We start from the raw sequence: 13557 nt of genomic DNA on the forward strand, positions 1-13557 counted from the left end.
CATGTCCACTGCCCGCCGCGCTGCACCGTCCCGTCCCCGCATGGCCCTGCTCGCACTCGCGACCGGCCTCGCCCTGTCCGGCGTCGCCGCCGCGCCGATGGCGCTGGCCGCAGCGCCGGCCGCCGCGGCCACGGTCGACATTCCCTACGAGACCTTCACCCTGCCCAACGGCCTGCGCGTGGTGGTGCACACCGATCGCAAGGCGCCGATCGTCGCGGTGAACATCTGGTACCACGTGGGCAGCAAGGACGAGCCGGCCGGCCGCAGCGGCTTCGCGCACCTGTTCGAGCATCTGATGTTCCAGGCCAGCGAAAATCACGACGGCGAGTTCTTCGACCCCTTCAAGCAGGTCGGCGTGACCGACCAGAACGGCACCACCAACACCGACCGCACGAACTACTTCCAGAACGTGCCGACTACCGCGCTCGACATGGCGCTGTGGATGGAATCCGACCGCATGGGCCACCTGCTGGGCGCGGTCGACCAGGCGGCGCTCGACGAGCAGCGCGGCGTGGTGCAGAACGAGAAGCGCCAGGGCGAAAACCAGCCCTACGGCCAGGTCTGGGACAAGCTGACCCGCGCGATGTACCCCAAGGGCCACCCGTACCACCACGGCGTCATCGGCTCGATGAACGACCTCAACGCGGCCTCGCTCGACGACGTCAAGCAGTGGTTCCGCACCTGGTACGGCCCCAACAACGCCGTGCTGGTGCTGGCCGGCGACATCGACGTGGCCACCGCGCGCGCCAAGGCCGCGCAGTACTTCGGCGACATTCCGGCCGGCCCGACGATGGCCCAGCCGAAGGTCGACGTGGCCCAGCGCACGACCGACACCCGCGAGACCATGGAAGACCAGGTGCCGCAGGTGCGCATCTACCGCGTCTGGAACGTGGCCGAACTGGGCACGACCGACATCGACCACCTGCAGGTGCTGGGCAGCGTGCTCGGCGGCGCCAAGGCCTCGCGCCTGGACAAGCGCCTGCTGCACGACGACCGCCTGGTCGACAACGTCAGCGCCGGCGCCTACGGATCGCAGCTCGGCTCGATGTTCGCGGTCATGGCCACGGTCAAGCAGGGTGTGGACCCGGCGACCGTCGAAGCCGCGATCGAGGAGGAAATGCAGCGCTTGATCGAGCAGGGCCCCACGGCCGAGGAACTCGAACGCGCCAAGACCTCGTTCCGGGCCGGCTTCGTGCGCGGCATCGAGCGCATCGGCGGCTTCGGCGGCAAGGCCGACGCGCTGGCCGAATGCGCCGTCTACGCCGGCGACCCGGGCTGCTTCCGCGAATCGCTGGCGAATGTCGCCGCGACCACCATCGACGACGTCAAGGCCGCCGGTGCCAAGTGGCTCGACGTCGGCAGCCACACGCTCACCGTCATGCCGGGCGCGCGCACGCCGCTGGCCGAAGAGCCGGCCGTGACCCCGGCCGCATTCACCCCGCCGACGCCGGAATCGAAGTTCCGCACCACCCGCAGCACGGTGGACCGCAGCAAGGGCGTGCCGAAGACCGAGTCGTTCCCCGAACTGAAGTTCCCCGAGCAGCAGCGCGCGACGCTGTCCAACGGCACCACCGTGATCCTCGCGCGTCGTCCGGAGATTCCGGTCGTGCAGCTGAGCTACGAGTTCAAGGGCGGCTACACCGCCGACCAGGGCCGCACGCCGGGCACCGCGAGCTTCGCGATGAACATGCTCGACGAAGGTGCCGGCGGCCTGGGCTCGCTCGACTTCGCCGATCGCGTCGAAAGCCTCGGCGCCAGCATCGGCGCCGGCGCGTCGCTCGACGGCAGCAACGCCTACGTCTCGGCGCTCAAGGAGAACCTCGACCCGACGCTGGCGCTGTTCGCCGACATGGTGCGGCAGCCGAACTTCGAGCAGAAGGAAATCGACCGCATCAAGGCGACCTGGATCGCCGGCATCGCCCAGGAAAAGGCGCGCCCGGCCAGCGTGGCGATGCGCGTGCTGCCGCCGCTGGTCTACGGCGCCGGTCATCCCTACGCGATTCCGTTCACCGGCAGCGGCAACGAGGACGCGATCGCGAAGCTCACGCGTGACGAGCTGGTCGCCTTCCACCGCGACTGGGTGCGTCCGGAAGGCGCGACGCTGATCGTCGTCGGCGACACCACGCTCGACGAGATCGTGCCGATGCTCGAAACGCACTTCGGCGACTGGCGCGGCACCGGCCCGGCACCGCAGCCGGTGACCGTGGCCGAAGTCCCGCGCCCCGACGCCTCGCGTGTGTTCCTGATCGACCAGCCGGGCGCCGTGCAGGCCAACATCTTCGCCGCACAGGTCATCGCGCCGACGAACGACCCGACCTCCACGCGCTTCGACATGGCCAACGTGGTGATCGGCGGCGACTTCACCGCGCGTCTCAACATGAACCTGCGCGAGGACAAGCACTGGTCCTACGGTGCGCGCAGCTCGGCCAGCGGCACGCTGGGCCAGCGTCCGTGGATGGCCTCGGCGCCGGTGCAGATCGACAAGACCGACGACGCGATGGCCGAGATCCAGCGCGAGCTGTCCGACTTCGCCGACGGCACGCGTCCGCCGACCGAGGCCGAACTCGCCCGCGCCAAGGCCATCAGCACGCTGAGCCTGCCGGGCGCGTACGAAACCGCGTGGTCGGTGATGACGACCATCGGCGGCAACGTGCGCTTCGGCCGTCCGGACGACTACGTGTTCCAGCGCAAGGCCGAGATCGAGGCGATGACCGTCGCCGATCTGACCGGCGCCGCGGCGACGATCGATCCCAAGGCGCTGACCTGGGTCGTGGTCGGCGATCTCAAGCAGATCGAGGGCGAAGTGCGCGCGCTCGAGCTGGGCGAGGTGCAGGTGCTCGACGCCGACGGCAAGCCCGTCGCCCGTTGAGTGACGCGTAGCGTGGCGGTGCACCTGCATCGCCACGCGCCGACGGTGAACCCGCACTCAGCCGATGCCCGCCACAATGGCGGGCATCGCGCTGCCACCCCGACATCCGGAGCCTTCCCCGATGCGCAAGTTTCCGCTGGTCCTGCTGTTGTCCCTTTCCGCCGCCGGCTGCACCTGGGTGCACATGGCGCCGGGCGCGAGCGCGGTGCGCGTGGTCAGTGCTGCGCCCGCCGACTGTCAGAAGCGCGGCGAGGTGGAGGTCTCGGTCAAGCACAGCATCGCGTTCGTCGAACGCAACCAGCTGCGCGTGCGCGAGGAACTCGAAACCCTCGCCCGCAACGAGGCCCCGGGCCTCAATGCCGACACCATCAGCCCGCTCGGCGAGCCCACCGGCGGCAGCCAGCGCTTCGGCGCCTGGCGCTGCGCGCGCTGATCGCGGTTCCCGCATGACCGTGGACGCGCCAGCGCGCGTCCACCGCATTTCGCTTTAGCATCGGGCGATCGTCCTTCGAGGAGTCGCCGATGCACCGTCTCGCCGCCGCCCTGCTCTGTGCCTGCTCCGCAATGCCCGCCTTCGCGCAGGAGGCGCAGCGTCCCGCGGTCGCGCGCGCTGCGACCGCGCTGCAGGCGAAGGTCGTCGACTGGCGGCGCGACATCCACCAGCACCCCGAACTCGGCAACCGCGAGATGCGCACCGCGGCCAAGGTCGCCGCGCATCTGCGCAGCCTCGGCCTCGAACCGAAGACCGGCATCGCCCACACCGGCGTGACCGCGGTGCTCAAGGGCGGTCGCCCGGGCCCGCGCATCGCGTTGCGCGCGGACATGGACGCGCTGCCGGTGACCGAACAGACCGGCCTGCCGTTCGCCTCCACCGCCACGGCGACCTATCGCGGCCAGACCACCGGCGTGATGCACGCCTGCGGTCACGACGCACACGTCGCCATCCTGATGGGCGTGGCCGAAGCGCTGGCCGGCATGCGTGAGCAGCTGGCCGGCGAAGTGCTGTTTGTGTTCCAGCCCGCCGAGGAAGGCCCGCCCGACGACGAAGACGGTGGCGCTTCGATGATGCTGGCCGAGGGCATCTTCCGCGACTTCAAACCGGACGCCGTGTTCGGCCTGCACGTGTTCTCGACCCTGCAGGCCGGCCAGATCGGCGTGCGCGGCGGCCCGCTGATGGCGGCCTCGGACCGCTTCAACATCAAGGTGATCGGCCGGCAGACGCACGGCTCGCGGCCGTGGGGCGGCATCGATCCGATCGTCGCCGCGGCCGACATCATCGGCACCGCGCAGACCATCGTCAGCCGCCGCACCAACATCTCCGAATTGCCGGCGGTGGTAAGCTTCGGCGCGATCGACGGCGGCATCCGCTACAACATCATTCCCGATTCGGTGGAGCTGGTCGGCACCATCCGCACCTTCGACGAGGACGTGCGCCGCGACATCTTCGCCGACCTCACCAACGTCGCCGAACACGTCGCCGCCGCACACGGGGCGAAAGTCGAAGCGCACGTGCCGGACTCGACCGGCAACCCGGTCACCGTCAACGATCCCGCCCTGACCGCACGCCTGCTGCCGAGCCTGCAGGCCGTCGCCGGCGCCGACAACGTCATCGAAACCCCGCTCAACATGGGCGCCGAGGATTTCGCGTACTACGCCAAGGAAGTGCCGGCGATGTTCTTCTTCGTCGGCGCGACGCCCAAGGGCCAGGACCCGATGACCGCGCCGAGCAACCATTCGCCGCAGTTCGACACGGACGAATCGGCGCTGGATCTGGGGCTGCGTGCGATGTTGCAGACCACGCTCGACTTCCTCGAGACACCCGCGTCCTGACCGGAGACCCCGCATGCGTCGATTGCTGCTGTGTAGCGCGTTGTCCCTCGGCATCCTGCCCGCGTTCGCGGCCGACCGATGGGAGGTCCAGGCCACGCTGCGCCACGATGGCGCCGTATTCGCCAATCCCTCGCTCGTCGTGCGCAACGGCGCGCCTGCCGTCGTCGAAGTCTCGGGCGAGGCGGGCTTCCGCCTCGAACTGACCGTGACCGACGCGCCGGACGGTGCGGTTCGTGTCGCAACGCAGCTGCAGTCGGTGCACGGCGATGCGGCGCCGGTGCTCGTCACCATGCCGGGCGACACCGCCGAGGTGCGGATCGGCGCGCTCGGCATGGACCTCGTCGTTACGCCGGCAATGGATCGCGGCTGAGCCTGCGATTCGCGCGGCGGCATCGGGGCCGGTGCCGGGCGCTAAAATCCCCGCATGTCCTCCCACGCATCAGACGCGGCCGCGCCGCCCATTCCGCTCGGCCGCGAGGTCGCCTATCCGCGTCACTACGATCCCGGCCTGCTGTTCCCGATCGCGCGCACGCTCGGGCGCGCGGAGATCGGCATCGGCGATGCGCTGCCCTTCATCGGCCATGACCGATGGCATGCCTACGAGCTGAGCTGGCTCGACGGCCGCGGCAAGCCGGTCGTGGCGACCGCGACGATCACCGTGCCGGGCAATTCGCCGCATCTGGTCGAGTCGAAGTCGCTCAAGCTCTATCTCAATTCGCTCAACCACACGCGTTTCGACACCGCCGACGCCGTGCGCGCGCGCGTCATCGCCGATCTGTCGGCGTCCGCCGGCGCCCTGGTCGACGTGGTGTTCGGCCTGCCGGCGATGGCGGATGCAGCGCAGGACGGCGATTCGATCGACGACCTCGACGTCGAGATCGCCAGCTACGGCCCGCCCGATGCGTCGCTGCTGGCCGCCGATGCAGGCGACATCGTCGAGGAGCGCCTGCAGTCCGCCCTGCTCAAGTCCAACTGCCCGGTCACCGGCCAGCCCGACTGGGCCAGCCTGCACATCGCCTATCGCGGTCCACGCATCGATCGCGCCGCGCTGCTGCGCTATCTGGTGTCGTTCCGCGACCACGCCGAATTCCACGAGCAGTGCGTCGAACGCGTGTTCGTGGACCTGCGGGCGCGCTGCGGCTGCACAGCACTGTCGGTCGAAGCGCGCTACACGCGCCGCGGCGGTCTGGATATCAATCCGTGGCGGGCGACACCCGGCCATCCGGCGCCGGTCCGGCTGCGTGACGAGCGCCAGTAGGCCTCGCCGCGCGATGGATTCTTAACACGGTGCATGGGAGCCTGCGGCGTCGTCTTCCAGACCCGGCCCGAGCGGCGCAGGCACTGCCCGCGAGACCCGATTCCCGTTCTTCGAGTGCAGGAGCTTCCATGTCCCGATCCGTCGTGATGACGTCCCTGGCCGCCACGCTCGGCGGTGTGTTGCTGCTCGCCGGTTGCAACCGCGATGCGCCCAGCGCCGCGCCGCCGCCGGCACCGGTCGCGCCCGAGCCGTCGCCCGCACCGGCCGCGCCTGCGCCGGCCACGGTCACCAGCGTGGAACTGGGCAATGCCGTCGACGACCAGAACCGCGTCGCCACGCCGGCGTCCGAGTTCGCGACCACCGACACCATCTACGCCTCGGTCGGCACCGACGGCGGCAGCGCGGCCAAGCTCGGCGCGCGCTGGACCTTCGGCGAAGGCCAGCTGGTCAACGTGTCCGAGGCCGACGTCACCGCCGGTCCGCAGGTCATCGCGTTCGACATCCGCCATCCCGAAGGCTGGCCGGTCGGCACCTACAAGCTCGAAGTCTCGCTCGACGGCACCGTCGTCGAGACACGCGAGTTCTCGGTGAAGTAAGCCGGCACACGTCGTGTCGGACACGCGCGAAAACGCGGCTTCGGCCGCGTTTTTCCGTTGTGGCGCAGGCACATGACCATGCTGTGGCGTATGTGCGTCCCGCGGCCGTCGCCTTTCGTGGTGCACGCAAACGCGCGACAATCCCCGACGCTGCATCCGCACGCATCGGCACTCGCCATGCGTCGCGCGCATGCACCGGCACGCGCGGCCACTGGATGCCGCGACACGCGCCGGCCACGCACTCCCCCGCCCGCTTCCGAGACGAGACACGCCCGCATGTCCGAGACCCACCAGTCCCCGAAGATCCTCTACACGCTGACCGACGAAGCGCCGTATCTGGCGACGCAGTCGCTGCTGCCGATCGTCGAGGCGTTCACCAAACCGGCGGGCATCGCGGTCGAAACGCGCGACATCTCGCTGGCCGGGCGCATCCTGGCGCAGTTTCCCGATCGCCTGACCGACGCACAGAAGATCGGTGATCACCTCGCCGAACTCGGCCAGCTGGCGACCACGCCGGAAGCCAACATCATCAAGCTCCCCAACATCAGCGCCTCGGTCCCGCAGCTCAAGGCGGCGATCAAGGAACTGCAGGGCCAGGGCTACGCGCTGCCGGATTACCCGGACGTGCCGAAGTCCGACGAAGAGACCGACATCAAGACCCGTTACGACCGCACCAAGGGCAGCGCGGTGAATCCGGTGCTGCGCGAAGGCAATTCCGATCGCCGCGCGCCGAAGTCGGTGAAGGCGTTCGCACGCAAGCATCCGCATCGCATGGGCAAGTGGGCTTCGGATTCGAAGTCGCACGTCGCGCACATGGAATCGGGTGATTTCTACGGCAGCGAGCGTTCGGCGACGATCGCCAAGGCCGGTGCGCTGAAGATCGAACTGGTCGGCAGCGATGGCGCGACCACCGTGCTCAAGGACGCGGTGAAGGTGCAGGCCGGCGAGATCGTCGATGCCGCGGTGATGTCGCGCAAGGCGCTCTCCAGCTTCATCGACGCGCAGATCGCCGACGCACAGGCGCAGGACGTGCTGTTCTCGCTGCACCTCAAGGCGACGATGATGAAGGTGTCGGATCCGATCATGTTCGGCATCGTCGTGCAGGCGTTCTATCGTGACGTGCTGGCCAAGCACGCCGACGCGCTCGCGCAGGTGGGTTTCGACGCCAACAACGGGATCGGCGATCTGTACGCGCGCATCACGTCGCTGCCGCAGGACCAGCAGGACGCGATCCGCGCCGACATCGACGCGCTGTACGCGCAGCGCCCGAAGCTTGCGATGGTCAACTCGGACAAGGGCATCACCAACCTGCACGTACCGAGCGACGTCATCGTCGACGCTTCGATGCCGGCGATGATCCGCGACTCGGGCGGCATGTGGAACGCGCAGGGCAAGCTGCAGGACGCCAAGGCGGTGATCCCGGACCGCTGCTACGCCGGCGTCTACCAGGCGGTCATCGATGACTGTCGCACCAATGGCGCCTTCGATCCGGCGACGATGGGCTCGGTGCCCAACGTCGGTCTGATGGCGCAGAAGGCCGAGGAATACGGCAGCCACGACAAGACCTTCCAGATTCCCGGCGACGGCACCGTGCGCGTCACCGACGGCGACGGCAACGTGGTGTTCGAACACGCGGTCGAAGCCGGCGACATCTGGCGCATGTGCCAGACCAAGGACGCGCCCATCCAGGACTGGGTGAAGCTCGCGGTGAACCGCGCGCGCCTGTCGGAAACGCCGGCGGTGTTCTGGCTCGACAAGAGCCGCGCGCACGACGCGCAGGTGATCGCCAAGGTCGAGACGTATCTGAAGGATCACGACACCGCCGGTCTGGACCTGCGCATCCTGCCGCCGGTCGAGGCGACGACGTTCTCGCTGGAACGCATCCGCAAGGGCGAAGACACGATCTCGGTCACCGGCAACGTGCTGCGCGACTACCTGACCGACCTGTTCCCGATCATGGAGCTGGGCACCAGCGCCAAGATGCTGTCGATCGTGCCGCTGATGGCCGGTGGCGGCCTGTTCGAGACCGGCGCCGGCGGTTCGGCCCCGAAGCACGTGCAGCAGTTCGTCGAAGAGAACTACCTGCGCTGGGATTCGCTCGGCGAGTTCCTCGCACTGGCCGCCTCGCTCGAGCATCTGGGCAACGCCTACGACAACCCGAAGGCCAAGGTGCTGGCCGCCGCGCTCGATGTCGCCAACGGCCGCATCCTCGACGAGAACCGCTCGCCGGCGCGCAAGGTCGGTGAACTCGACAACCGCGGCAGCCACTTCTACCTCGCCCAGTACTGGGCGCAGGCGCTGGCCGACCAGAACGACGACGCCGACCTGAGGGCCACGTTCGCACCGGTGGCGAAGGCACTGACCGACGGCGAGTCGGCGATCCTGTCCGAGCTCAACGGCGCGCAGGGCAAGCCGGTCGAGATCGGCGGCTATTACCATCCGGATCTGGCGAAGATCGGCGAGGCGATGCGTCCGAGCAAGACGCTCAACGCTGCGATCGACTCGATCCAGGGCTGATCTCCCCTTGCGATGTCGGAACGAAAGGCCCGCTCCGGCGGGCCTGTCGCGTTGTGGGCGCGTGCTAACGTCCGCGCTCCTGCTCCGGAGTGCCCGCATGTCGCGTCCCGTCTTGTCCGTCGCCTGCCTGCTGTTGCTCGTCGCATGTGGCGGCCGCGACGATGCCGACGCCGCGTTGCAGGCGCAGACCGCGCCGGGCGCGCCGATGCCGGCCGCGCCCGCGGTCGTCAACGACACGCCGGCCGGACAGCGCATCGAAACCGACGTGCGTGCACTCGCCGACGACGCCATGGCCGGTCGCGAAACCGGCACCCAGGGCTTCGACCGGGCGGCCGACTACGTCGCGAAACGCTTCGCCGAAAGCGGCCTGCAACCGGCCGGCGACGACGGCACCTGGTTCCAGCGCGTGCCGTTGGTGCGCGCGGTCGCCGACCCGGCCGCTGCCACGCTGTCGATCAGTCGCAACGGCCGCACGATCGCGTTGCGTGCGCAGGACCAGTTCCTGCCGATGGCCGATTTCAACGCGACCGAAGGCGACGTCACCGCGCCGGCGGTGTTCGTCGGCCAGGCGATCCACGCGCCGGAACTCGGCCACGACGATTTCGCCGGCGTCGAACTGACGGGACGCATCGCGATCGTGTTCGGCGGCGCGCCGCGCGGCTTCGAGCCGAACCCGTTCGCGCACTACGCCAGCCTGCGTACCAAGACCGAAGCGGTCGTCGCGCGTGGCGCGATCGGGCTGGTCGTGGTGAACACCGTCGACGACGAGGCCGGCAGTCCGTGGGCGCGCAGCGTCGCGCAGGCATCGCGCCCGGCGATGCGACTGCGTGATGCGGACGACCGCGCGATCGACGCGCCGGCGCAGTTGCGTGCCAGCGCGCGCGTCGCCGCGACCGCAGCCGATCTGGTGTTCGCCGATGGTCCGCGCACATCGGCCGAGCTGTTCGATGCGGCGCGCGCAGGCACGTTGAAGCCGTTCGCTTTACCCGGGACGCTGACATTGCAGACGCGCACGGCGATCGACCGGCTCGAATCGCGCAACGTCGTCGGCGTGCTGCCGGGACGCGACAGCGCGCGCGCCGGAGAATCGATCGTGCACACCGCGCACCTCGACCACATCGGCACCGGTGCGCCGGTCGAAGGCGACGCGATCTACAACGGCGCACTCGACAACGCACTGGGCGTGGCGATCCTGATCGAGGCGGCGCGCGAACTTGCCGACGCCGATGCGGCGCCCGCACGCAGCACGGTGTTCGCCGCACTGACCGCCGAGGAGCAGGGCCTGCTCGGCGCCGAATGGCTGGCGCGGCATCCGCCGGCGCCGGCCAGTCGCCTCGTCGCCAATCTCAACATCGACATGCCGATCCTCACCGCGCCCACGCGCGACATCGTCGCCATCGGCAGCGAGCATTCCTCGTTGAAGACGGCGGTCACGCAGGCGGCTGCGGAGATCGGCGTCGATGTCTCGCCCGATCCCTTCCCGGAAGAAGTCGCCTTCGTGCGCAGCGACCAGTACGCCTTCGTGCGCGCCGGCATTCCCGCGTTGTACCTCGATGCCGGCGTGGCTTCGGCCAACGAATCGCAGGATCCGAAGGTCGCGGCGACGTGGTTCCTGCGCAACTGCTACCACCAGCCCTGTGACCAGGTCGACCTGCCGATCCAGTACGGCGACGCGGCACGCATGGCGCGCGTGTCGGCGGCGATCACGCGCATCGTCGGCGATGCGGAGACGGCGCCGCAGTGGAATGACGGGGATTTTTTCGGGACACGGTTCGGGGCCAGGCGTTGAGGGACTGACGCGGCGAGACCACGAGGGAACTCCCGACGCGCGTCGCGTCTCCCGCGTCGTCGAAGGCTCACACGAATCCGCCGCTTCCCCCGCGCGCGGGGGAAGGCTGGGATGGGGGCGAACGATCCGATGCTGGCATTGCCGACAACGGAAGATGACGTGACCGCCGCACGCGCTCGAATTGTGATGCGCGCTCCCTGGCGGTTCGCCCCCACCCAAACCCTCCCCCGCAGACGGGGGAGGGCTTCGGATGTCCGCGCGGCCCTGATACACCCTTCAGCCTCCAACAGGCGAGCGGCCGTTATCCTCGGCGCCAGTCCCGACTCCGGCGTCCTTCCGCATGCGTCTTCGCACTTCCCTCCGCCATGCGCGTACCGCGCTGCTCGTCGCCGGCCTGTGCGTGCTCGCCGCCTGCGGGCGTGAGGATGTGCGGCCCACACCGCCTGTAACGCAGCCGGTGACCGCGGCGCCCGCTGCGCCGCGGCCGCAGCCGATCCGCATCGGTCTCGCGCTCGGCGGCGGTGCCGCCAAGGGTTTCGCGCACATCGGCGTGATCAAGATGCTCGAGGCCAATGGTTTCAAGGCCGATGTCGTGGCCGGCACCAGCGCGGGCAGCGTCGTCGGTGCGTTGTATGCCAGCGGCATGGATCCGTTCCAGATGCAGGAACGCGCGGTCGCGCTCGACGAGTCGAGCATCCGCGATGTGCGGCTGTTCTCCGGTGGCTTGGTGCAGGGCGTCGCGCTGCAGAACTACGTCAACGAACAGGTCGGCAACCGCACGCTGGACCGCATGCGCATTCCGTTCGCCGCGGTCGCGACGCGTCTGGAAACCGGCGATCGCATCGTGTTCGTGCGCGGCAACACCGGCCAGGCGGTGCGCGCGTCGAGCAGCGTGCCGGGCGTGTTCGAACCGGTGAAGATCGGCGACCGCCACTACGTCGATGGTGGCGTCGTCAGCCCGGTGCCGGTGGATGCGGCGAAACAGCTCGGCGCCGATCTCGTGATCGCGGTCGACATCTCCAGCAAGGCCAGCGGCACGATGCCCGGCAGCATGCTCGGCATCGTCAACCAGTCGATCGCGATCATGGGCCAGAACCTCGGCCGTCAGGAACTGGCGCGCGCGGACGTGGTGATCCGGCCGCAGGTCAACGACATCGGCCCGGCGAGCTTCGAGCAGCGCAACGCGGCGATCCTGCAGGGCGAACGCGCGGCGCTGGCGGCGATGCCGCAGATCCGCGCGAAGATCGCCGAGCTCGAACGCACACGCGCGGCCGCCCGCGTACAGCCCAAGCCGGTGGAACCCGAACCGGTCGACATCGACTGCGGCGACAGCTGGGTGCGTCGCCTCAATCCGTTCGCGAAGGAACGCGCCTGCTGAGTGCGGCGCGCGCCCGGATCAGCGGCGCGCCAGCACGACCTCTTCGCTCTCGTCCGTTTCGACGGGCGCCACCACACGTCGCGACACCTTCTCCAGCTCGGCCAGCGCGACCTTGCCCGCGGCCTTGGCCTGCATCGCCTGCTGCTGCACCTGACACAGCGTCTGCATGTGGTCGGCGTCGAAGTTGAGACGTTCGATCAGGAAGTCGACGAAGGCGCGGACCTTCGGCGACATCAGGCGACCGCCCGGGAACACCGCATTGAAGTCGACTTCCGGCCCCGTCCAGCCGGCGAGCACGCGCTGCGCCATGCCGGCTTCGACGAAGGCCTTGGCCATCACGTCGCCGGTCATCAGCAGTCCCTCGCCCTTGATCAGCGCCCAGTTGAGCGCGGCCGGGTCGTTGGCGACGAGTTGCGGGTTGACCGGGAAATCGCACAGCGCGTGGCCGTCGGTGAGCTGCCAGAAGAAGCGGTTGTTGACGTTGTGGCTCTTGCGCATCACCAGCGTGCGGTGGTGCTGCAGGTCGTCGGGGTGCAGCGGTTCACCGTGCTTCTCGATGTAGGCCTGGCTGGCGAACACCTGCGTGCGCAGGCTGCCGAGCTTGCGCGCGATGAGGTTGGAATCGGGCAGCGTGCCGATGCGCAACGCGACGTCGGCTTCGCCCGCGATCAGGTCGAGCTTCTCGTTGCCCATGTGCATGTCGAGCTGGATCTCGGGGTACTGCGCCTGGAAGTCGCCGAGCAACGGCGCGATCCAGGTGATGCCGATCGAATACGGCACGGTGAAACGCAGCCAGCCGCGCGGACCGCTCTGCAATTGCGCGACCGCGCTTTCGGCTTCTTCCAGACCGCGCGCGATGCGCTGGCAATGCTCGTGGTAGATGCCGCCCGCTTCGGTCAGACCGAGCCGGCGCGTGGTGCGGTTGAGCAGGCGCGCGCCCAGTCGCTGTTCGAGTTCCTGCACCTTGCGGCTGACGGTGGTCTTGGGCAGACCGAGCGCGTTGGCGGCGGCGATGAAGCTGCCCTGCTCGACCACCTTGACGAAGATCAGCGTCTCGTTGAGATCGTGTGCCATCTGGAACTCCTGGGACTGGGAACCGCGCGGGCGCGGACGATTGGACCGTGACGGGGATAATTATTCCCTCGAATGGGGACTAATCAAGTCCCCTTTCGAGGCGGATGATCTGCGGCATTCCCCGACCGGACGCCGCCCATGTCCTCCCCCCGCCCCGCTGTCCCCCACGCCTCCCGCCCAGTGGCCGCCCCCGCGCGCCGCCGTGGCAGCCGCATGGAAATCCCGCCGAATCAGTCGTCTAGCGCA

The 13557-nt window shown here is 69.1% G+C and carries 10 protein-coding genes; 9 read left to right on the forward strand and 1 reads right to left on the reverse strand.

Features of this window, described 5'->3' with window-relative positions; translation table 11 throughout:
* The first annotated feature begins 1 nt into the window (after nucleotide 1).
* The 9 genes from E2F49_RS11650 to E2F49_RS11690 all read left to right on the forward strand — a co-directional run bounded on the left by E2F49_RS11650 (nucleotide 2) and on the right by E2F49_RS11690 (nucleotide 12237).
* On the forward strand, nucleotides 2-2869 hold the full coding sequence (locus tag E2F49_RS11650; RefSeq protein WP_133394035.1) for a M16 family metallopeptidase: 2868 nt from the start codon (nucleotides 2-4) through the stop codon (nucleotides 2867-2869).
* Nucleotides 2870-2990: 121 nt separating this feature from the next.
* Nucleotides 2991-3302, forward strand: a complete 312-nt coding sequence (locus E2F49_RS11655; protein WP_055250810.1) for a DUF4156 domain-containing protein — start codon at nucleotides 2991-2993, stop codon at nucleotides 3300-3302.
* A gap of 89 nt (nucleotides 3303-3391) precedes the next feature.
* Nucleotides 3392-4699, forward strand: a complete 1308-nt coding sequence (locus E2F49_RS11660; RefSeq protein WP_165971222.1) for a M20 family metallopeptidase — start codon at nucleotides 3392-3394, stop codon at nucleotides 4697-4699.
* 13 nt (nucleotides 4700-4712) lie between these two features.
* On the forward strand, nucleotides 4713-5069 hold the full coding sequence (locus tag E2F49_RS11665) for a hypothetical protein (protein WP_133394036.1): 357 nt from the start codon (nucleotides 4713-4715) through the stop codon (nucleotides 5067-5069).
* Between the two features lie 54 nt (nucleotides 5070-5123).
* On the forward strand, nucleotides 5124-5957 hold the full coding sequence (gene queF / locus E2F49_RS11670) for an NADPH-dependent 7-cyano-7-deazaguanine reductase QueF (protein ID WP_133394037.1): 834 nt from the start codon (nucleotides 5124-5126) through the stop codon (nucleotides 5955-5957).
* Between the two features lie 128 nt (nucleotides 5958-6085).
* The gene (locus E2F49_RS11675) at nucleotides 6086-6553 is read left to right on the forward strand and encodes a hypothetical protein (RefSeq protein WP_133394038.1); all 468 of its coding nucleotides are present in this window, start codon (nucleotides 6086-6088) and stop codon (nucleotides 6551-6553) included.
* Between the two features lie 276 nt (nucleotides 6554-6829).
* Nucleotides 6830-9070 (forward strand): NADP-dependent isocitrate dehydrogenase, encoded by a 2241-nt coding sequence (locus tag E2F49_RS11680; RefSeq protein ID WP_133394039.1) that lies wholly within the window; start codon nucleotides 6830-6832, stop codon nucleotides 9068-9070.
* Nucleotides 9071-9167: 97 nt separating this feature from the next.
* Nucleotides 9168-10859, forward strand: coding sequence for a M28 family peptidase (locus E2F49_RS11685; RefSeq protein WP_133394040.1), 1692 nt, complete (start codon nucleotides 9168-9170; stop codon nucleotides 10857-10859).
* Between the two features lie 340 nt (nucleotides 10860-11199).
* Nucleotides 11200-12237 (forward strand): patatin-like phospholipase family protein, encoded by a 1038-nt coding sequence (locus E2F49_RS11690; RefSeq protein ID WP_133394041.1) that lies wholly within the window; start codon nucleotides 11200-11202, stop codon nucleotides 12235-12237.
* Nucleotides 12238-12255: 18 nt separating this feature from the next.
* On the opposite strand, the gene E2F49_RS11695 is transcribed toward E2F49_RS11690, so the two are convergent.
* Nucleotides 12256-13311, reverse strand: a complete 1056-nt coding sequence (locus E2F49_RS11695) for a LysR family transcriptional regulator (RefSeq protein ID WP_133394042.1) — start codon at nucleotides 13309-13311, stop codon at nucleotides 12256-12258.
* Between the last annotated feature and the right edge of the window lie 246 nt (nucleotides 13312-13557).

The sequence above is a fragment of the Luteimonas terrae genome (assembly GCF_004358165.1).
Taxonomy (GTDB): domain Bacteria; phylum Pseudomonadota; class Gammaproteobacteria; order Xanthomonadales; family Xanthomonadaceae; genus Luteimonas; species Luteimonas terrae.

What these genes read in the sequence shown, in the direction of transcription:
- E2F49_RS11655 (WP_055250810.1), top strand. Translation starts at nt 2,991, where the DNA reads ATGCGCAAGTTTCCGCTGGTCCTGCTGTTGTCCCTTTCCGCCGCCGGC.
- queF (WP_133394037.1), top strand. Translation starts at nt 5,124, where the DNA reads ATGTCCTCCCACGCATCAGACGCGGCCGCGCCGCCCATTCCGCTCGGC.
- E2F49_RS11665 (WP_133394036.1), top strand. Translation starts at nt 4,713, where the DNA reads ATGCGTCGATTGCTGCTGTGTAGCGCGTTGTCCCTCGGCATCCTGCCC.
- E2F49_RS11650 (WP_133394035.1), top strand. Translation starts at nt 2, where the DNA reads ATGTCCACTGCCCGCCGCGCTGCACCGTCCCGTCCCCGCATGGCCCTG.
- E2F49_RS11675 (WP_133394038.1), top strand. Translation starts at nt 6,086, where the DNA reads ATGTCCCGATCCGTCGTGATGACGTCCCTGGCCGCCACGCTCGGCGGT.
- E2F49_RS11660 (WP_165971222.1), top strand. Translation starts at nt 3,392, where the DNA reads ATGCACCGTCTCGCCGCCGCCCTGCTCTGTGCCTGCTCCGCAATGCCC.
- E2F49_RS11695 (WP_133394042.1), bottom strand. Translation starts at nt 13,311, where the DNA reads ATGGCACACGATCTCAACGAGACGCTGATCTTCGTCAAGGTGGTCGAG.
- E2F49_RS11685 (WP_133394040.1), top strand. Translation starts at nt 9,168, where the DNA reads ATGTCGCGTCCCGTCTTGTCCGTCGCCTGCCTGCTGTTGCTCGTCGCA.
- E2F49_RS11680 (WP_133394039.1), top strand. Translation starts at nt 6,830, where the DNA reads ATGTCCGAGACCCACCAGTCCCCGAAGATCCTCTACACGCTGACCGAC.
- E2F49_RS11690 (WP_133394041.1), top strand. Translation starts at nt 11,200, where the DNA reads ATGCGTCTTCGCACTTCCCTCCGCCATGCGCGTACCGCGCTGCTCGTC.